We start from the raw sequence: 22,426 nt of genomic DNA on the forward strand, positions 1-22,426 counted from the left end.
CCGCGGCGACGGCAGAGGGCAACCTGGGGTACTTCGGCGACCACCGCCCGGCCACGGCCAGCACGGTCTTGGGCATGCAGGGGCACATCTCGGCGGCCAACGCCCCATCCCGCCGATGACGGCGGCCTCGCTGACGGCAGCCAACGGAACGTGATCCGCCCCTCGGCCCGCTGGATGCGGGGCGAGGGGCGGAGCGTGACGCTACGGCTGGGCCGGCGAGGGGAGGAATCCCGTGTCGGCGAAGTACGTCAGGTAGGCCCGTACGGTCTCGTCGGTGAGAGGCGGGAGGTGGACTCCCGCTGCCGCCGCCGCGCGGTGCGTTGCGGAGGAGTCGAAGGTGCGGTGTGCGCGGCGCGGCCCGTGGGCCGCATCACCTGCCGTCGCCTGACTCCCGGCGTCGCCGAGGAAGAGCTGGGCGGCGTTGTCCGGCTGGTCGGCCACCAGCTTGCGCCAGTGGTCGAACGGCACCGGCCGCACCGAGTGGCCCAGCGCGGCCGCTGCCCGGAACACCTGCGAGAGCGTCGGCGGCGCGGGGTGGGTGAGGTGGAAGACGGTCGGTTCCTGGCCGGTCGGGTTGCCCGTCGCCTGCTGGTGGTTGGCGAGGGCGATGACTGCCGCGCTCACGTAGTCGACAGGGATCCAGTCGGTGGACTCGTCGGCTCCCTCGGGGACCGCCTGTGCCTGGAGGCATCCCTTGATGTACTGCCACAGCAGGTCGCGATCCTGGCAGGCGCCGGTGTGCGTGGCGCCGGAGATGCGGGCGGGACGGTAGACAGTGACCGGGATTCCGCGGCCGTGCGCAATGCGGACGAGTTCCTCGGCAACCCACTTGCTCTGCGCATAGCCGTCGGGCAGTTCGTGCACGGGGCCGATGGCGAACGCTTCCGTGCGGGGTCGGCCGTCGGCGGCGTGCGGTGCGTACACGCCGGTAGTTGAGATGTAGTGCATGCCGGCGGACCCCGCTGCGGCAGCGAGCCGCAGGAGTTCCTCCGTGCCTGTGACGTTGGCGGCGCGGAGTTCGGCGTAAGGGGCGGCGAAGTTGACCCTGGCGCCGTTGTGGTAGATGGTGCCGACCCGCTTGCGTAGTGCCCGATGCTCCCGGTCGGACAGGCCCAGGCCCGGCGCGCCCAAATCGCCCGGCAGCGGGCAGATCAAGTCACCGTAGCGCTCCTGCCACAACCCGTAGCACTCCAGACCGGAACGCAGCCGGCGAGCGCCCTCGACGGTGTCGCGTGCCCGCACCAGGCATTCCACCGGGGCTTGGGTCGCCTCCAGCAGGTCGCGCAGCAGGAACGCTCCGAGGAAGCCGGAGGCTCCGGTGAGCAACGGGCGGCGGGAGCTGGCGGGTTGGCCGGGGAGGGGCCTGGCCGCCGGGGTGATGTCGGGTGCCAGGTGCACGTCCTGCCGGGGGTCGGGGGCGGGTGTGCCCCCGGTGCCGCCGTCGGGGTCGTCGAGGAGGCGGCGCACACCGTCCGGGGTGGGTGCGGCGAAGAGGGCGCGCATCGACAGCCGTGCGCCGAAGCGGTCCTCGATGCGTTGGGCCAGCTTGACGGCGAGCAGGGAGTGTCCGCCGAGCTCGAAGAAGTCGTCGTCCAGGCCGATTTCGGGCACGTCGAGGACTTCGGCGAACGCCTCGCACAGCAGCTTCTCCCGCTCGGTGCCCGGTGCGCGTCGGGCGGCTGTGCCGGTGGCCGGGCCGGGGGTGGGCAGGGCGCGCCGGTCGATCTTCCCGTTCGGGGTCAGGGGCAGGGCGTCGAGCGTGACGAACGCGGACGGCACCATGTGTTCCGGCAGTTGCGAGGCGAGTGCCCGGCGCATCCGGGCGGGTGCCGTCTCCCGCTGTCCGTCGGCGGGAACGGCGTAGGCCACCAGTCGCCGGTCGCCCGGCCGGTCCTCCCGGACGACGGCGCAGGCGGCGGTGATCCCGGGTACGGCGGTCAACGCCGCCTCGATCTCGCCGAGTTCGATGCGGAAGCCCCGCAGCTTGACCTGGTCGTCGGCGCGGGAGAGGTATTCGAGTTCGCCGCGGTCGTTCCAGCGGACGAGGTCGCCCGTGCGGTACATGCGTCCGCCGGTGCGGCTGAAGGGGTCGGCGACGAACCGGGTGGCGGTCAGGCCCGGGTTGTTCAGGTAGCCGCGGGCCAGTCCGTCGCCGGCCACGTACAGTTCACCGATCACCCCTGGCGGCGCCAACTGCATGGCGTCGTCGAGCACATACACCTGTGCGTTGCGCACCGGGACGCCGATCGGTACCCGTTGGGCCGGTGTTTGCGGGGCGGTCGGCCGTTGGAAGTCGCTCATGGTGGCGCAGACCGTGGTCTCGGTCGGCCCGTAGGCGTTGACGATCCGCCGGCCATCGGCCCATCGGGCGACCAGGGCCGGTGGGCACGCCTCACCGGCGAGCACCAGGGTGGTGCCGGCGGGTACGCCCTCGTGTTGGGGCAGCACCGCGAGGGCGGCGGGCGGGAGGGTCAGGTGGGTGATGCCGCGTTCCGCGAGCAGGCCGGCCAGCGGGGGTCCGGGCACCAGTTGCGCCGGGTCGGCGACTTCCAGGCAGGCGCCGGTCAGCAGGCCCATGCAGATGTCCCAGAACGCCGCGTCGAAGCTGATCGACGCCATCTGCAGTACCCGGCTGGCGGGGGTGAGGTGGAGCCTTTCCGTCTGTGTGCGGACCATCGCGTCGACGCCCTGGTGGGTGACCACGACGCCCTTGGGCCGGCCGGTGGAGCCGGAGGTGTAGATGACGTAGGCGGGGTGGGTGGGCAGGGGGCCGGTGCGCGGGGGTGCGGGGTGGCCGGTGGACCAGGTGGGGGTGTCGTCGAGTGCCAGGCAGCGGGCGGTGGTGGGGAGTTCGGCGCGGAGGGCCGTGGTGGTGATCAGGAAGGCCGGCGCGGCGTCGTCGAGCATGTAGGAGATGCGGGCGGGCGGGTACGCGGGGTCGAGGGGCAGGTAGGCCGCTCCGGTCTTCAGCACCGCCAGTATCGCGACGATCAGGTCCGTGGAGCGGGGCAGTGCGAGGGCGACCAGGCCCTCGGGGCCGATGCCCCGTCCGGAGAGGTGGTGGGCGAGGTCGTTGGCGCGGGCGTCGAGTTGGGCGTAGGTCAGGGTGCCCGTCGTGTCGCGTACCGCCGGGGCGTCGGGGGTGCGCGTGACCCATTCCCCGAACAGCTCCGGCACCGTCGGGGCCGGCGGGTACGCGACGGGGCCGCGTCCCCACTCCCCCAGCATCCGCGCCCGCTCCTGGTCGGTGAGCAGGTCGTGGCTGCGGAGGGGGAGGTCGGGGTCGGCGACGACCGCGGAGAGCAGGCGGCACAGCCGGTGGGCCAGTTGTTGCACCGTCCCGGCGTCGAACAGCTCGGTGGAGTACTCCAGGTGGGCGTCGATGCCCGCGGCGGCACCCGTTTCGTCCCGGGTCTCGGTGAAGCTGAAGGTGAGGTCGAACTTGCTGATGCCGGTGTGCGCCGCCTGGCCGGTCGCCGTGATCCCGGGCAGTTCGATTCCGGCTGTCGCCTGGTTCTGCAGGACCAACATCACCTGGAAAAGCGGATGGTGGTCCTGCGCCCGCGCCGGGTTGAGCGCCTGCACCAGCCGCTCGAACGGCACGTCCTGGTGCGCGAACGCGGCCAGGTCGAACTCCCTCACCCGGTCGAGGAGTTCGCGGAAGCTGGGGTCGCCGGACAGGTCCGTGCGCAGCACGAGGGTGTTGACGAAGAACCCGACCAGGTCGTCCAGGGCCTCGTCGCTCCGGCCGGCCACCGCGGTACCGAGCGGGATGTCGTCGCCGGCACCGTGCCGGGACAGCAGCGCCGACACCGCCGCCTGCACGACCATGAACAGGGTGCAGCCCGAGGCCCGCGCCAGCTCGACGAGCCCGCGGTGGGTGTCCTGGCCCAGGCTGAAGAAGTGTGCCTGCCCGCTGTGGTCGGTCACGGCGGGCCGCGGCCGGTCCCGGGGCAGCGCCAGTTCCTCCGGCACGCCGGCCAGCGCCCGGCGCCAGAAGTCCAGTTGACGCGCCATCGGGCTGTCGGCGTCGGACTCCTCGCCCAGCATGCGCCGCTGCCACAGGGCGTAGTCGGCGTACTGCACCGGCAGCGGTGGCCAGTCAGGAGCCGCGCCCTCGGCGCGCGCCCGGTAGGCGGCGCCCAGGTCGCGGGCCAACGGCGCCAGCGACCAGCCGTCGCCGGCGATGTGGTGCAGCGCCAGTACCACCACATGGCTCTCCGCGCCCAGCCGCAACAGGCTTGCCCGCAACGGCAGTTGGGATTCCACGTCGATCGGCTCGGTCACCGCGGCGGAGATCCGGGCGGGCAGCTCGGGTTCCTCGACGTCGTCGACGGTCAGTGCGAGCTGTGCCTGGGCCGGGCCGAGGACCAGCTGCTCGGGCTCGCCGTCGTGCTGGGGGAAGACGGTGCGCAGCGCCTCGTGGCGCTCGATGACGTCGCCCAGCGCCGCGCGGAGCGCGTCGGTGTCCAGTGGGCCGTCCAGCCGCACCACCAGCGGGATGTTGTAGGTGGCGCCGGGCTCGTCCAACCTGCCCAGGAACCACAGGCGTTGCTGCGCGAAGGACAGCGGCAGCCTCGCCGGGCGCTGCGCGGGCACCAGGGCCTCCCGTGCCGTGCCCGCACCGTCGAGGGCAGCGGCGAGTCGCGCGACGGTGGGGTGCTCGAAGAGCGTGCGCACTTCGAGTTCCACGCCGAGGGTGGTGCGGATGCGGCTGACCAGGCGGGTGGCCAGCAGGGAGTGTCCGCCGAGCGAGAAGAAGCTCTCGTCGGCGGGGACCCGGCCGACGCCGAGCACGTCGGCGAACAGGTCGGCGAGCAGCTCTTCCTGCACGGTGCGGGGGCCGCGTCCGCCGCCGTCCGCGGTGTGTTGGGGCGCCGGCAGGGCCCGTCGGTCCAGCTTGCCGTTGGGGGTCAGCGGCAGCGCGTCCAGCACGACGAACGCCGAGGGGACCAGGTATGCGGGCAGGCTCCGGCCCAGTTGCTCCGCGAGTGCCTCCGCGGATGTCGTGGTGCCGTCCGCGGCCACGGCGTAGGCCACCAGCCGCCGGTCGCCGGGGGTGTCCTCGCGGACGACGGCACAGGCGGCCGCCACCGTCGGCAGGGCGGTGAGCGCGGCTTCGATCTCGCCGGGTTCGATCCGGTGGCCGCGGAGCTTGACCTGGTCGTCGGCGCGGGAGAGGTATGCGAGTTCACCCCGGTCGTTCCACCGCACGAGGTCGCCGGTGCGGTACATCCGGGCGCCGGACTGGTCGAACGGGTCGGCCACGAAGCGCGCGGCCGTCAGGTCGGGGCGGCCCATATAGCCGCGGGCCACCCCCGGTCCGGCGAGGTACAACTCGCCCACCACGCCCTCGGGTACCGGCCGCAGCCGGGCGTCGAGGACGTAGCACCGCATGCCGTCCAGCGGCCCGCCGATGGGCGGAACCCGGTGTTCCGCGACCGACTGCGACGGCACCTGATAGCGGGTCGCGAACGTCGTCGTCTCCGTCGGCCCGTAGCCGTTGACGAACCTCGTCCGCGGGCAGGCGGTCGCGGCGCGTTGCAGTACGCCCGCTGCGGCCGCCTCGCCTCCGGTCACCACCAGGCGCGCGGTCGCGAACACCTGCGGGTCGCCGTCGGCGACGAGGTTGAACAGGGAGGTGGTCAGGAAGAGCGCGGTGATCCGCTCGGTGGCCAGGATGCGGCCGAGGCGATGCGGTTCGAGCGGGCCGTCGGGGGCGACCACGACCGTTCCACCGTGGAGCAGCGGGACCCAGATCTCCAAGGTGGAGGCGTCGAAGACGTAGGCGGAGTGCATCAGGACCGCGTCGGCGGCGCCGCGCCACATGGCATCGGCGGCGAGCGCCGCCACGTCGGCGTGGGTGACGCCGATGGCCTTGGGCTCGCCGGTGGAGCCGGAGGTGAACATCACGTATGCCAGCCGCGCGGCGCCGGTCAACGTGGGAAGCGGGCCCGGTTCGGCGGGTGGGCCGTCGACGACCCGGCCGTCGGTGTCGACCACGACGACCGGGAGCGTGTCGCGGGCCTCCGCCACCCAGGCATGGTCGGCGAGCTCCGCCGCGACGACGAGGACGCGCAGCCCCGCCGAGGCGGATATCCGGCGCAGCCTCCCGACCGGCCAGCGGTCGTCCAGCGGTACGTACGCGCCGCCGGCCCGGACCGCGGCCAGGGAGGCGGTCACCACGGCGGTCGAGCGGCCGACCAGCACCCCGACGCCGTCCTCGGCGGCGACGCCCAAACCCGTCAGGCACCGTGCCAGCGAGTCGGAGAGTCCGTCCAACTCCCGGTAGGTCAGGGACTGTTCGCCCTGCCTGACCGCCACCGCGTCCGGGTCCGACGCCACCCGGGTGGCGAAGAGTCCCGGCAGGCCGGCCCGCGGCGCCCCGGCCGGCAGGGGCGCGCCCCTGCCCTGGTCGAGCAGGCGTGCCCGCTCGCCGTCGAGCAACACCGACAGGCCGGCGACCGGCCGCGCCAAGTCATCGGCGCAGGCTTCCAGCAGCAGCCGCAGCCGCTCGGCCATCAGCCGCACGGTCCCGGACGCGAAGGCGTCCGTGCGGTGACCGAAGGTGATCCGCAGGTCGTCCCCCGGCGCGATGGTGAGGGTCAGCGGGTAGTGCGCCGCGTCGGTGCCCCGGACGCCGGTGACCCGAAGACCCGGCAGGCCCTCCTGGGCCTGCCGCAGTGCCGCCGCGTCCATGGGGTAGTTCTCGAACACGGCGAGCGTGTCGAAGAGGTCGTCCAGGCCGGTCAGGGCGCGGATCTCGGTCAGCCCGAGGTACTGGGAGCCCAGCAGCCGGCCCTGTTCGTCCTGCATCCGGTGCAGCAGCGTGGCCAGGGTGTCGTCGGGCCGGATGCCGACGCGGACCGGAATCGTGTTGATGAACAGTCCGACCATGGTCTCGACGCCGGGGATCTCCGGCGGCCGTCCCGAGACGGTGGTGCCGAACAACACGTCGTCCTGACCGGTGAGTTGGTGCAGCAGCACGCCCCAGGCGCCCTGCACCACCGTGTTGAGCGTCAGGCGGTGCCGGCGGGCCGCCTCCCGCAGTCGGGCGGTGGTGGCCTCCCCCAGATCCAGCACCAGTTGTTCGGGCAACTCGCCCGACGACGCGGTGGCCGGCTTCTGGCCGGCCAGCAGGGTCGGCTGCGCCACTCCGGCGAGCGCCGCGCGCCAGGCGCCGGTCGCGGCCGTACGGTCCTGCGCGGCCAGCCAGGCGAGGTAGTCCCGGTACGGGGCGACGCGCGGCATCGCGCTGCCGTCGCCGCCGCGCGCGTAGAGCTCGAAGAGTTCCCGCACCAGCAGCGGCATCGACCAGCCGTCGAGGAGGAGGTGATGGTTGGTCATCACCAGGTGGTACCGGTGGTGCCCCATCCGGATCAGGGTGAAGCGCATCAGGGGTGGTTCGGACAGGTCGAACCGCCGCGTGCGGTCGGCGGCCAGGAACGCGGCCAGCCGCTCCGCGCGCCCGGCGTCGTCGCCCGCGCCGAAGTCGAGTTCCTCGAAGACCGGCGGTACCTCCACGGCGACGGCCTGCACCGGCTCGTCGAGGTCTTCGTAGAGGAACCCCACCCGAAGGTTGGCGTGCCTGCGCAGCAGTCCCTTCACGGCCGCGTACAGCACCGCCGCGTCGACCGGTCCCTGGAGGTCGAAGACGAACTGCGCGGTGTAGACGTCCACCGCCTCGGAGTCGTACACGGCATGGAACAGCATGCCTGCCTGCAGCGGTGTCAACGGCAGGACGTCCTGCAGCTGGAACCCGGTCACTTGCGTCCACCCCACTTGTTCTGCAACTTGTTCTGCAGTCGATCGATCTGTGCCTGGTTGAGCGAGACCAACGGAAGGTCGGAGGGCGTGTAGCCGCCGGCGTCGGGTGCCTGGGCGTGCTCCGCGACGGCACGCAGTGCCCGCAGCCAGCCTTCGGCCAGTTCCTCGACGTCCTCCTCCTTGAGCAGATCCGTCGGCCAGGTCCAGCCGGCGACCAGCTGCGGCCCCTCCGGCAGGTCCTTGGTGTAGGCGTTGATGTCCAGCACGTGGTGCACCGGCATGTCCGGGTCCTGACTGCGCGGCCGGCCCCCGTCGAAGAGCAGCTGCCAGTCACCGGCGTCGCCCGCCGCCGATGAACCGGCGTAGCGCCCCAGGTAGTTGAAGCCGAGCTGCGGCGTCACGGCATCCTTGAGCAGGTCACGGGTGCCCGGGTTGAGATGCCTCAGCAGGCCGTAGCCGATGCCGTGGTCCGGGACGGCCCGCAGCTGTTCCTTGACCCGCTTCAGTGCGCGGTCGATCAGCGGGCCGTCGAAGGCCCGCGCCTCGTAGCGGCTCACCGGTCCCGGATCGAGCCGCACCGGGTACATGCTGGTGAACCAGCCGACGGTCCGGGACAGGTCGATGTTGTCGGCGATCTGCTCGCGGCCGTGTCCTTCCAGGTCGAGCAGCACCGCGGAACCGCCCGCGTCCCCGCGCTCGGCACGCCACCCGGCGATCGCCAACGCCAGGCCGGTGAGCAGCACGTCGTTGATCCCGGCGTGGAAGGCGGTCGGCACGGTGGTCAGCAGGGGCCCCGTCCACTGCGCGGGCAGGGTGACCGTCAGCGTCCGCACGCCGTCGGCAGTGTCCCGGTCCGGGTCGAGCGGTCGGTATCCCCACTGCGGGTCCTCGGTGCGCAGGATCTCCTGCCAGAGCGGCAGTTCCGCGGCGCGCTCGGCGCTTCGCGCCTCGGCCACCAGCAGCTCCGCCCACCTGCGGTAGGAGGTGCGCACCGGCGGTAGGGACGAACTGTCGGCCGTCGCACGGGTAGTGACGGCCTGCCAGGCGGTGGCCAGGTCCGCGGTGAGGGTGCGCCACGAGACCGCGTCCACCGCGAGGTGATGGACGACGAGCAACAGCCGGCCGGGCCGGTCGGGCCCGGCGTCGTACCAGACGGCCTCCAACACGCCTCCGGTGTCCGGCCGCAACCGCAGGCGGGCTGCCTCCGCGGCCTCGCCGACCACCGCCTCGGTCCGGGCGCCGTCGAGTCCGGCGATGTCGACCCGCGTCAGCCGCGAGCGGGCGCTCACCGCGCCCTGTGGCAGCACTTCGAGACCGGGGCGCCCCCCGGGTGCAGCAGCCACCCGCAGTCGCAGCATGTCGTGGTGGTCCAGGAGGAGTTGGAGCGCCGCTGCGATGTCGCTCTCCGTCGCGCCGGCCGGCGAGCGCAGCACGCTCGACTGGTTGTAACCGTCGGACCTGCCGGGCCGGTCGAGGAACCAGGCGGCGATGGGCGTGAGCGGCACCTCGCCGATGCCCGGGGTGGCTGGGGTCTCCGCTTCCGCGCCCAGCGGCACGGCGACCGGCGCGATCGCCGCCATGGTCCGGTGGACGAAGACGTCGCGCGGCGTGATGACCAGTCCCTCGCCGCGGGCCCTGCTGACGACCTGGATCGACAGGATGCTGTCGCCGCCGAGGGCGAAGAAGTCGTCATCAACGCCGACTTCAGGGATGCCGAGCGTCTCGGCGATCACCCCGCACAGGATCCGTTCCTCGTCGGTACGCGGTGCCTGGCCGCCGGTCCGGTGCGTGTCCGGTTCGGGGGCGGGCAGGGCGCGGCGGTCGACCTTGCCGTTGGGCAGCAGCGGCAACGCGTCGAGGACGACGAACGCGGCCGGAACCATGTAGTCGGGCAGTGCCGCCGCAAGACTCCGCCGCAGCTCGACGGCGTCCACCTCCTGCCCGGCGCCGGCCACCAGGTACGCGACCAGGCGTTTGTCGCCCGGTCGGTCCTCGCGGATGAGCGCACGCGCCGAGGACACACCCGGCAGCGCCGTCAGCGCACTCTCCACCTCACCCAACTCAATCCGATACCCCCGCAACTTGACCTGGTCATCAGACCGCCCCAGATACTCCAGCCGCCCCCGCACATCCCACCGCACCACATCACCCGTGCGATACATCCGCCCACCCGACACATCAAACGGATCCGCAACGAAACGAGACGCCGTCAAACCGGGTCGACCGACATACCCACGCGCCAACAACCCACCCGCCAGATACAACTCCCCCGGCACACCAGGAGGCACCACCCGCAACGCCCCATCCAACACATACGCCCGCGCATTCCAGACCGGCCGCCCAATCGACACCGAACTCGCACCCTGATCCGAACCCACCGCTTGCGCAGTGGCATCAATCGTCGCCTCCGTCGGCCCATACAGGTTGTGCACCTCCACCGACCACGCACCAGCCACCCGAGCCGCCAACTCCCCCACCAACGGCTCACCACCACACAACACAGCCCGCAGACACCCAGGCACCGACCCCCCGGCGCCCAACACCAACGACAGATGCGACGGCACGAACTGCACCACCGTCACCCCGAACTCCCGCATGCGGTAAAGGAGTTGGTCCGGGTCGCGGTTGGTCTCCGGTGACACCAGACAGGTGGACGCACCATGGAGCAAGGGCAGCCAGATCTCCCACACGGAGGCATCGAAGCTCGGCGACGTCCGAGCCAGCACCCGATCCTCAACCGTCAAGGCAAGATGGTCAGCCATCCACGCCATGTGATGCGCCATCGAGGCATGGGTGACCACCACCCCCTTCGGACGCCCCGTAGAACCCGAGGTGTAAATGACGTACGCCGGACTGGCGGCCGACACCGGACCTACCGGACCGGACGCATGCTCCACAGACCAGGACGCCGCATCATCCGCCACGACCAACGGCACGTCGGTCGGCGGCAGTTGCTCCCGAACCGACCGTTCCGTGATCAGCAGCTTGGGACCAGCGTCCTCCAACAAGTACGCGATACGAGCCGCCGGATACGCCGGATCCACAGGCAGATAGGCCGCCCCCGCCTTCAACACCGCCAACATCACCACGACCATCTCCGCAGCCCCCGGCAGCGCCAGCGCCACCAAGTCCTCCGGACCGACCCCACACCCAGACAGGTACCCCGCCAGGACATCGGCTTCCGACTCCAACTGGGCGTAAGTCAGGGTCCGTCGACCGTCCCGGACCGCCACCGCACCCGGAGTCCGCGCCGCCTGCTCACTGAAGAGCTCCGGTACGGTCAACCGCAGCATCTGCCGAGACTGGCCGCAGCCCGCGGCGATCACCCGCGACCGCTCCTCGTCGGTGAACAGCTCGACCTCGTGCACCCGCTGGTCGGGGTCGGCGACCACGGTTGCCAGCAGCCGCGAGAGGCGGTCGGCCAGTGCCTGGACGGTGTCGGGCTCGAACAGCTCGGTGGAGAACTCCAGATGCCCCTCGATGCCAGCGGCACTACCCGCTTCGTCCCGCTTCTCGGTGAGGGAGAAGGTCAGGTCGAACTTGCTGATACCCGTCTGCACGGGCTGGGCGGTCACCGTGATCCCCGGCAGCTCGACGTCCGCCGCTGCCTGGTTCTGCAGTACCAGCATCACCTGGAACAGCGGATGGCGGTCCTGCGACCGCACCGGGTTGAGCGCCTCCACCAACCGCTCGAACGGCACGTCCTGGTGAGCGAATGCCGCAAGGTCGAATTCCCTTATTCGGTCGAGGAGTTCGCGGAAGGTGGGGTCGCCGGACAGGTCCGTGCGCAGCACGAGGGTGTTGACGAAGAACCCGACCAGGTCGTCCAGGGCCTCATCGGTACGACCGGCCACCGCGGTACCCAACGGAACGTCATCGCCGGCACCGTGCCGGGACAGCAGCACCGCCACCGCCGCCTGCACCACCATGAACAACGTGCAGCCACACGAGCGCGCCAACTCGATGAGCCCCCGGTGCGTGTCCTGGTCGATCACGAAGGTGAGGGCGTCGCCCTCGTGCTTCAGCACGGCGGGTCGCTGACGGTCCCACGGCAGTTCGACCAACTCGGGTATGCCCACGAGCTGTTGGCGCCAGAAGTCCAGTTGGCGGGCCGTCAGGCTCTCGGGATCGGACTCCTCGCCCAGCATGCGCCGCTGCCACAGCGTGTAGTCGGCGTACTGCACCGGCAGCGGCGACCACTCGGGCGCCCCGCCCTCGGCACGCGCCCGATAGGCGGCACCCACATCACGAGCCAACGGGGCCACCGACCAGCCGTCCGCGGCGATGTGATGCACCACCAGCGCCAGTACATGCGCCTCGGCACCCAGCCGCAGCAGCCGCGCCCGTACGGGAACGTCCTTCGCCACGTCGAAGGCGCAGCTGACGCTGTCCGTGAGCGCCCGGTCGAGTTCGGCGGGCGACACGTCCTGGGGCCGCGGTGCGAGGTCGACGGCGGACGCGTCCAGCACGAGCTGACGGGCGACGCCGTCGGTCACCGGGTAGACGGTGCGCAGGGTCTCGTGGCGCTCGACGAGGTCGCCCAGCGCGGCACCCAACGCGGCGACGTCCAGCGGTCCGTCGAGCCGCAGCACCATCGGGATGTTGTAGGTGGCGCTCGGCCCTTCGAGCCGGTTGAGGAACCACAGGCGTTGCTGCGCGAAGGAGAGCGGCATGGCTTCGGGTCGCTGTTCGGGCAGTACCGACGGCCGTGCCGCCTCGGCGGCGTCGAGGACCGCGGCGAGTCCGGCGACCGTCGGGTGCTCGAAGAGCGCGCGGACCTCGACCTCGACGCCCAGGGCCGAGCGCACCCGGCTCACCAGTCGCGTCGCCAGCAGCGAATGTCCGCCGGCCGCGAAGAAGTTGTCCGTCACGCCGATCCGGTCGACGCCCAGGACGGCGGCGAACAGGCCGCTAAGGATCTCCTCGCGGGCCGTGCGCGGGCCGCGGCCTTCGCCGGCGCCGGACGCCTCGGGCACCGGAAGCGCACGGTGGTCGATCTTCCCGTTCGGCGTCAGCGGCAGTGCGTCCAGCACGGCGAACGCCGAGGGAACCAGGTACGCCGGCAGTGCCTGTCCCACACCCGACGCCAGCTCCGCGGGGTCCAGTTCCGCACCCGCGGAGGGCACCACGTACCCGACCAACCGCCGGTCGCCCGGCAGGTCCTCCCGCACCCGCACGTGCGCGGCGGCGACGCCCGGCAGACCGGCGAGAACGCCCTCCACCTCGCCGGGTTCGATGCGGTAGCCGCGGAGTTTGACCTGGTCGTCGGCGCGGGAGAGGTAGACGAGCCGGCCGTCCGCATCCCACCGCACGAGGTCGCCGGTGCGGTACATCCGTCCGCCCGACGGGTCGAACGGGTCGGCCACGAACCGCGTGGCCGTCAGGGCGGGGCGGCCCAGATACCCGCGGGCCACTCCCGGCCCGGCGAGGTACAGCTCCCCGGTCATGCCCGGCGCGACCCTTCCCAGGCCGGCGTCCAGCACGTAGGCGCGCATGCCGTCCAGGGACTGTCCGATGGGCGGCGGACCCATGGGTGTGTCGGGGGTGACGTGATAGCGGGTGGCGAAGGTGGTGGTCTCCGTCGGGCCGTAGACGTGCTGAACCCGCGTGCCTGGCAGGTGACTGGCGACCTGCTGCATCGCTCCTGGTGAGGCCAATTCGCCGCCCGCGCAGACCATCCGGACCCCGGCCAGGGCCTGCGGATCCACCTCCGCCACGACGTTGAACAGGGCGGTGGTCAGGAACAGGGCGGTGACGTTCTCGGCGGTGACGATGTCGTGCAGGACATGGGGCTCAAGAGCGCCCTCCGGGGCGACGACCACCCGTCCACCGTTGAGCAGGGGCACCCAGATCTCGAAGGTGGAGGCGTCGAAGACATAGGCGGAATGCAGCAGCACCGAATCCGCGACACCGCCGGTCCAGGCACTGTCGGAGGCCAGCGCCGCCACATCCCCATGCGAGACCCCAACACCCTTGGGCACACCCGTCGAACCGGACGTGAACATCACATACGCCAGTTGCCCACCACCCGCCACCACAGGCAGAGATGCAACCTGCTCGGGCGCACCGCCGACCACCCGACCCACGGCATCGACCACCACGACCGGCACACGCTGCCGCATCTCCACGATCCACTCGTGACCGGCGAACTCCTCGCCGACCACCAGCACCCGGGTGCCACTGACCTCTACGACCTGATGCAGCCGCTCCACGGGCCAGCGGATGTCCAGCGGCACATACGCACCACCCGCGCGAACCGCCGCCAACGACGCCGTCACCACAGCAACAGAACGCCCCAGCAGCACACCCACGCCGTCCTCGGCCGCTACACCACACCCCACCAAACACGACGCCAGAACACCCGAAACCTCCTCCAACTCCCCATACGACAACACCACTCCCCCACCCGACACCGCAACCGCACACCGATCCGCCGCCACCCGCGCCGCGAACAGCTCGGGGAGCGACGCCCCGGCGGTGGTGGCCGGGAGGCGGGCGCCCTCGCCCCAGGCGACGACCTCGGCGCGTTCCCCGTCGGACAGCAGGTCGTAGCTGTGCAGGGGCCGATCCGGGTCGGTGGCGACGGCCTCCAGCAGCCGGATCAGGCGGCCGGTCAGGGCCTCGATGGTTGCGGCGTCGAAGAGCGCGGTCGCGTACTCGACTCCGGCGGTCAGCCCGCCCTGCGCGCGGTCCTCACCGAAGGCGAAGGTCAGGTCGAACTTGCTGATCCCGTTGTGCGCCAGACGGCTGCCGACCGTCAGCCCCGGAAGTTCGGTGTCGGCGGTGTCCTGGTTCTGCAGCACCAGCATCGTCTGGAACAGCGGATGATGGTTGCGCGCACGGACCGGGTTGAGGCTCTCCACCAGCCATTCGAACGGCACATCCTGATGGGCGTACGCCGCGAGGTCGAACTCCCTTACCCGGTCGAGGAGTTCGCGGAACGTCGGATCACCCGACACGTCCGTGCGCAGGACGAGGGTGTTGACGAAGAAGCCGATCAGATCGTCCAGCGCCTCGTCGGTGCGGCCTGCGACCGGGGTGCCGAGGGGGATGTCGGACCCGGCTCCGTGCCGGGAGAGCACCGTCGCCACGGCGGCCTGCAGCACCATGAACAGCGTGCTGCCGGAAGCCCTGGCAAGGTCGAGCAGCCGGTGGTGCAGTACGGCGTCCAAGGTGCGGACGAAGACGCCGCCGGCAGGGTCCGTCTCGGCCGGGCGGGGCCGGTCGAGGGGCAGTTCCAGCAGTTCCGGGAGGTCGCCCAACGCGTCCCGCCAGAAGGCGAGTTGCTGCGACGCCAGGCTGTCGGGGTCGCTCTCCGCGCCGAGGATGTGCCGTTGCCAGAGGGTGTAGTCGGCGTACTGCACCGCCGGCGTCGGTCGGTCGGACGCCTTGCCTGAGATGCGCGCCCGGTAGGCGGCACCGAGGTCGCGGGCCAGCGGTGCCAGGGACCACCCGTCACCGGCGATGTGGTGCAGGACCAGCACCAGCACATGGTGTTCGGCGTCCGTCCTGAACAGCCAGGCACGCAGCGGCAGATCGATCACCACGTCGAACGTGGTCGTCACCGCGTCCATCACGGCCGCGTCGAGCGCGTCCGCGGTGATCTCACGCACCCTCAGTTCCGGGTCCACGAGGGAGGGATCCAGCACGCGTTGGTGCGGTACGCCGTCCCGCTCGGGGAAGACCGTGCGCAACACCTCGTGTCGTTCGACGACGTCACCGAGCGCGGAGCGCAGGGCACGGGCATCGAGCGTCCCGTCGAGTTCCAGCACGAGCGGGATGTTGTACGTGGCGCCGGGGCCGTCAAGCCGGTTGAGGAACCACAGGCGTTGCTGCGCGAAGGACAGCGGCACGGTCGTGGGCCGCTCCGCCCGCACGACCGGGGTCCTGGCCCGCCCCGCTCCGTCCAGCACGGCGGCGAGACCGGCGGGGGTGGGGTGCTGGAAGAGCGTGCGGACGGCGAGCTCGACTCCGAGAACGGAGCGCACCCTGCTGACGAGCCGGGTGGCGAGCAGCGAATGCCCGCCCAGGTCGAAGAATCCGTCGTCGACTCCGACCCGGGGTCGGCCCAGCACGTCGGCGAAGAGGCCGCACAGGATCTCTTCCTGGGCCGTGTGCGAGCCGCGCCCCACGCTGCCGCCCGCCGACGCCTCGGGGGCAGGCAGGGCGCGGCGGTCGACCTTGCCGTTGGGCAGCAGCGGCAACGCGTCGAGGACGACGAACGCGGCCGGAACCATGTAGTCGGGCAGTGTGCCGGTCAGTTCCGTGCGCAGCGCGGCCTGGTGCACGGTGCTGCCGTCCGCGGGAACGACGTAGGCGACCAGGCGTTTGTCGCCCGGTCGGTCCTCGCGGATGAGCGCACGCGCCGAGGACACACCCGGCAGGGCCGTCAGCGCACTCTCCACCTCACCCAACTCAATGCGATAGCCCCGCAACTTGACCTGGTCATCAGACCGCCCCAGATACTCAAGCCGCCCCCGCACATCCCACCGCACCACATCACCCGTGCGATACATCCGCCCACCCGACACATCAAACGGATCCGCAACGAAACGAGACGCCGTCAGACCCGGCCGACCGACATACCCACGCGCCAACAACCCACCCGCCAGATACAACTCCCCCGGCACACCAGGAGGCACCACCCGCAACGCCCCATCCAACACATACGCCCGCGCATTCCAGACCGGCCGCCCAATCGGCACCGAAACCGAACTATCACCCGCACCCACCGCATGCGCAGTGGCATCAATCGTCGCCTCCGTCGGCCCATACAGGTTGTGGACCTCCACCGACCACACGTCAGCAACCCGAGCCGCCAACTCCCCCACCAACGGCTCACCACCACACAACACAGCCCGCAGACACCCAGGAGCTGTCCCAGTCCCGCTGCCCAGCACCAACGACAAGTGCGACGGCACGAACTGCGCCACCGTCACCCCGAACTCCCGCATCCAGCCGACGAGGACATCGGGATCCCGGTTGGCGTCGACCGGCAGCACGCACACCGACGCGCCGTGCAGCAGCGGCAGCCAGATCTCCCACACGGAGGCATCGAAGCTCGGCGACGTCCGAGCCAGCACCCGATCCTCAACCGTCAAGGCGAGATGGTCAGCCATCCACGCCATGTGATGCGCCATCGAGGCATGGGTGACCACCACCCCCTTCGGACGCCCCGTAGAACCCGAGGTGTAAATGACGTACGCCGGACTGGCGGCCGACACCGGACCTACCGGACCGGACGCATGCTCCACAGACCAGGACGCCGCATCATCCGCCACGACCAACGGCACGTCGGTCGGCGGCAGTTGCTCCCGAACCGACCGTTCCGTGATCAGCAGCTTGGGACCAGCGTCCTCCAACAAGTACGCGATACGAGCCGCCGGATACGCCGGATCCACAGGCAGATAGGCCGCCCCCGCCTTCAACACCGCCAACATCGCCACGACCATCTCCGCAGCCCCCGGCAGCGCCAACGCCACCAAGTCCTCCGGACCGACCCCACACCCAGACAGGTACCCCGCCAGGACATCGGCTTCCGACTCCAACTGGGCGTAAGTCAGGGTCCGTCGACCGTCCCGGACCGCCACCGCACCCGGAGTCCGCGCCGCCTGCTCACTGAAGAGCTCCGACATCGTCGACGCCGAGAGCCGGCGGATGTCGCCCTGCCCCTGTTCCAGCGCGACGGCGCGTTCCTGCGCGTCCAACAGCTCGATGTCGTCGACCCGTTGGTCGGCGTCGGCGATCACCGCCGACAGCAGCCGCGACAGCCGGTCGGTCAGCGCCCGCGCGGTGCCGGGTTCGAACAGCTCGGTGGAGAACTCCAGGTACCCGTCCACCCCGGCGGGCCGGCCGGCATCGTCATGGGTCTCGGTGAGGGAGAAGGTCAGGTCGAACTTGCTGATGCCCGTGTGCAGGGGCTGGCCGGTCACCGTGATCCCCGGCAGGTCGAGGGCGTCCGCGGCTTGGTTCTGCAGCACCAGCATGACCTGGAAGAGCGGATGATGGCTCTGCGAGCGTGCCGGGTTCAACGCCTCCACGACGCGGTCGAACGGCACGTCTCCATGGGCGTAGGCGGCGAGGTCGAACTCCCTTACACGTTCGAGCAGTTCACGGAAGGTGGGGTCGCCGGACAGGTCCGTGCGCAGCACGAGGGTGTTGACGAAGAACCCGACCAGGTCGTCCAGGGCCTCATCGGTACGACCGGCCACCGCGGTACCCAACGGGACGTCATCGCCGGCACCGTGCCGGGACAGCAGCACCGCCACCGCCGCCTGCACCACCATGAACAACGTGCAACCACACGAGCGCGCCAACTCGACGAGCCCCCGGTGCACGTCCGCCGTGACGAGGAAGGGAACGGCGTCACCGCGGTGCTGCGGCACAGCGGGCCGGTTGCGGTCCAACGGAAGTGCCAGCGTTTCGGGAGCGCCGGCCAGTGCCCGGCGCCAGTAGCCAAGTTGGCGGGCCGTCAGGCTCTCCGGGTCGGACTCCTCGCCCAGCATGCGCCGCTGCCACAGCGTGTAGTCGGCGTACTGCACCGGCAGCGGCGACCGGTCAGGAGCCCTGCCCTCGGCACGCGCCCGGTAGGCGGCACCCAGATCACGAGCCAGCGGTGCCAACGACCAACCGTCGGCAGCGATGTGATGCACCACCAGCACCAGTACATGCCTCTCGGCGCCCAGTCGCAGCAACCGCACCCGTATCGCGGGGTCTCCCGCAAGGTCGAACGCTTCGGTCGCCGCGGAGCGGATCGCTTCGTCGGCCCACTGCTCAACCGCGGCTGGGGCTCCGCCGTCCGGCGCCTCCTCGAAGCGCAGCGGCACCAGTCCGGCCGCTTGTGCCGCGTCACAGACCTGCTGGCGCGGTGCTCCGCCCTCCTCCACGAAGACGGTGCGCAGGGACTCGTGGCGGTCGACGACATCGGCGAGGCCGGCGCGCAGGGCATCGAGGTCCAGGGGGCCGTCGAGCCGCAGCACCAGCGGGATGTTGTAGGTGGCGCTCGGCCCTTCGAGCCGGTTGAGGAACCACAGGCGCTGTTGCGCGTAGGACAGCGGGAGGTCTCGTGGACGCTCCTCGCGGACGAGGGCGGCCCGGGCCCGGTCGGCCGTGTCGAGCGCGGTGGCGAGTGCGCTGACGGTCGGGTGTTGGAAGAGCGTGCGCACGTCGAGTTCGGCGCCGAGTGCCGAGCGCGCGCGGCTGACCAGGCGGGTCGCCAGGAGCGAATGCCCGCCGAGGGCGAAGAAGTCGTCGTGTACGCCGATGCCGTCGGTGCCCAGGACGTCGGTGAACAGGGCGAGCAGCAGTTCCTCACGGACGGTGCGCGGGCCGCGCCCGGCGGTGCGTTCCGGCACCCGGGGCGCGGGCAGGGCGCGGCGGTCGACCTTCCCGTTGGGGGTCAACGGCAGCGTCGCGAGGGGCACGAAGACCGACGGGACCATATAGGGGGGAAGGACGCGGGCCACCGACGAGGACAGCTCGCCCTCGTCCACGGACGAGCCGTCCGCCGGGACCACATAGCCCACCAACTGCCGGTCGCCGGGCAGGTCTTCCCGTACGACGACGCAGGCGGCACCCACCGAGGGCAGCCCGGCGAGGACGCTTTCGATTTCGCCGGGTTCGATGCGGTGGCCGCGGAGTTTGACCTGGTCGTCGGCGCGGGCGAGGTAGACGAGCCGGCCGTCCTCGTCCCATCGGACCAGGTCGCCGGTGCGGTACATCCGTCCGCCCGACGGGTCGAAGGGGTCGGCGATGAAGCGGGTGGCGGTCAGCCCCGGACGGCCCGTGTAACCGCGCGCGACCCCCTGGCCCGCCAGGTACAACTCGCCTGCGACCCCGGGCGGTACGAGTCCCAGGGCGGAGTCGAGGACGTAGGCGCGCATGCCGTCCAGGGACTGTCCGATGGGCGGCGGTCCCATGGGGGTGTCGGGGGTGACGTGGTAGCGGGTGGCGAAGGTGGTGGTCTCCGTCGGGCCGTAGACGTGGTGGACCCGCGTGCCTGGCAGTTCGCGGGCGACGCGCTGCAGGGCATGGGGCGCGGCGCGTTCGCCGCCGGTGCAGACCGCGCGGACCCCGGCCAGGGCCTGCGGGTCGACCTCGGCGATGACGTTGAACAGCGCGGTGGTCAGGAACAGGGCGGTGACGTTCTCGGTCGTGACGATGTCACGCAGAACGTGGGGCTCAAGGGCCCCCTCCGGCGCCACCACCACCCGCCCACCGCGAAGCAACGGCACCCACATCTCAAAGGTCGAGGCGTCAAAGACATAGGCAGAATGCAAAAGCACCGCATCCGCAACGCCCCCACCCCAGGCACTGTCCGCCGCCAACGCCGCCACATCCGCATGCGACACCCCAACACCCTTGGGCACACCCGTCGAACCAGACGTGAACATCACATACGCCAACTGCCCACCACCACACACCGAAGGCAGCGAAGGCACCGAAGGCGACGCAACCGCGGACGCCGACGCACCGCCGACCACCCGACCCACAGCATCAACCACCACCACCGGCACATGCTGCCGCATCTCGGCGACCCACTCGTGACCGGCGAACTCCTCACCGACCACCAGCACTTGGATGCCACCAACCCCCGCGACCTGACGCAGCCGCTCCACAGGCCAACGGACATCCAACGGCACATACGCACCACCCGCACGCACCGCAGCCAACGACACCGACACCACCGCCACAGAACGCCCCGACAGCACACCCACGCCACCCTCGGCCGCTACACCACACCCCACCAAACACGACGCCAAGACACCCGAAACGCACTCCAACTCGCCATACGACAACGACACTTCACCACCCGACACCGCCACCGCGCACGGATCCACAGCCACCCGCGCCGCAAACAGCTCGGGGAGCGACGCCCGCCGCGCCGGCTCGTGGTCCCGTCGTTCGAGGGGGGCGCCGCGCCCGGCCGCGAGCACCTGGTCGGCGGTCTGCTCGTCGAGGATGGTGAGGCGGGAGAGCGGAGACGTGGCGTCCGCCCGGGAGAGTGCGGCGACGAGGGCGGTGATGCTCTGCTGGTGCGGCCTGACGTCCTCGGGACGGTACTGGTCCGGGTTCACGTCGAAGCCGATCAGCGGGCCCTTCCCCTCCGACCGCTCGGAGATGAAGAGCGAGAGCTCGTCAACCGGGCCGGTGGACAACAGCCTTGAAGCGCCGGCGCTTCCGGCGAAGTCGAGGGCGTACTCATAGGGCATGACGTTCACGACCACGTCGCACAGCCGGGCCGAGTCGCCGGTGATCCTGAGGTCGCGCGCGAGCTGCTCCTTGGAGTAGCGACGGTGGCGCAGCGCCAGCCGCATCTCGGCGGCGACGGTCCGGATCAGTGCCTCAACGGTCATGTCCGGGGTGATCCGCACGCGCAGCGGGAGGATGTTCGCCGTCATGCCCGGGATCTCGCGCAGGCGGCCGGGGCGGCCGTTCGAGGCGAGCCCGACCGTCACGTCGCTCGCGCCGGTGACCCGGGCGAGGTAGGCGGCGACCGCGCTGACGAAGACGGCGGACCATGTGGTCCTGGTCGCGGCAGCCAACTCGCGCAGGCCGTCCATCAACTGCGGGTCGAGGGTTTCACCCTGGTGCAGGTGATTACCGGGCACCGAATGCCGTTCGTCGCCGGCTCCCGGTCCCGAAGCAACGTCACGCGGTGTGGAAACGTCGTCACCAACTTGGCGGGCGGCAACGAGCAACGCGTTTCCGGCGGCGTCGGTCCGGGCGAAATCAGCGAATTTCTCGGTCCAATACGCCTTGTCCCGTTCGAAATCAGGCGATTGTCGATACGCGGTCTCGTCGTCGACGAGAGTGCTGAGCGGAGCAAATAATTCCGGCTGCGCTTCGCCACGCACCGCGGCGGTATACGTCTCGGCCACCTTGCGCGCGAGAACGGAGCACCCGAGACCGTCCATCACGATGTGGTGATAGCGGATGTACCAATAGTAGTGATCGGGACTCAGCTTGAGCAGGGCAAAGGCGTGGTGCGGCGGGGCCGGCGTGCCGGCGGTGGCCATGTCGGCGGCCATGAAGCGCTCAGCGGCGGCGGCCGGGTCCGGCTCGGCGGAGAAGTCAATGACGCGCGGACACCCGGACAATGCTCGTCCCACGCGTTGACGGATGTCGTCGCCCTGCTCGATTAATTCGATGTTGAGACTGTCGCAGCCGTTGCTGACTTTTTCGAGCGACGTCACGAACAGGGCCTCGTCCAACGGGCCCTGGATTTCTATGCATTCACCGATGTTGTACTTCGGGCTCTGTGGATCCAACTGCTGTCCGTACCACACTCCCTGCTGCGACATCGTCAGCGGGAGGAGGCGTGCGTGGTTTTTCGGCATGGTGCTTCCGCCCTTTCAGGGGGTGGGTATTCGACTGCCCCGTCAGGGTTCGAGAATGCATCCGGGATCACCGGAGAAGAGTCACGCCCTGAACTACGGGTAACGGCCCGAAGAATTACCTTCGTTCGCCGTGTCCGCCATGCCCGGAGATCCTTTCCGGGCATGGCGAAGCGGCGTCATCGACGAGAATCGAAGGAGAAGGATTGACGTACATGCGCAGCACCGCCCGGCGCGGGCGATGGCGGATGGTACGGCCGGTGACCAGGTGGCACCGCCGGTTGCCACGCCCTCAACTGGGCGCGCCACAGCCGTACTTGCCC

General features: G+C 70.8%; 2 protein-coding genes. Both read right to left on the bottom strand.

Translation table 11 applies throughout. The annotated features are described in order from the left end of the window. Positions 1–201 precede the first annotated feature (201 nt). Entirely contained in the window at positions 202–7,767 is a 7,566-nt protein-coding gene (locus tag ACFVFQ_RS29575; protein WP_383421842.1) for an amino acid adenylation domain-containing protein, read from the bottom strand. Continuing rightward, positions 7,764–22,106 (bottom strand): amino acid adenylation domain-containing protein, encoded by a 14,343-nt coding sequence (locus tag ACFVFQ_RS29580; RefSeq protein ID WP_383421844.1) that lies wholly within the window; start codon positions 22,104–22,106, stop codon positions 7,764–7,766. The genes ACFVFQ_RS29575 and ACFVFQ_RS29580 overlap by 4 nt, the downstream gene beginning before the upstream one ends. Positions 22,107–22,426: the final 320 nt, after the last annotated feature.

The sequence above is a fragment of the Streptomyces sp. NPDC057743 genome, from assembly GCF_042798755.1.
GTDB lineage: Bacteria > Actinomycetota > Actinomycetes > Streptomycetales > Streptomycetaceae > Streptomyces.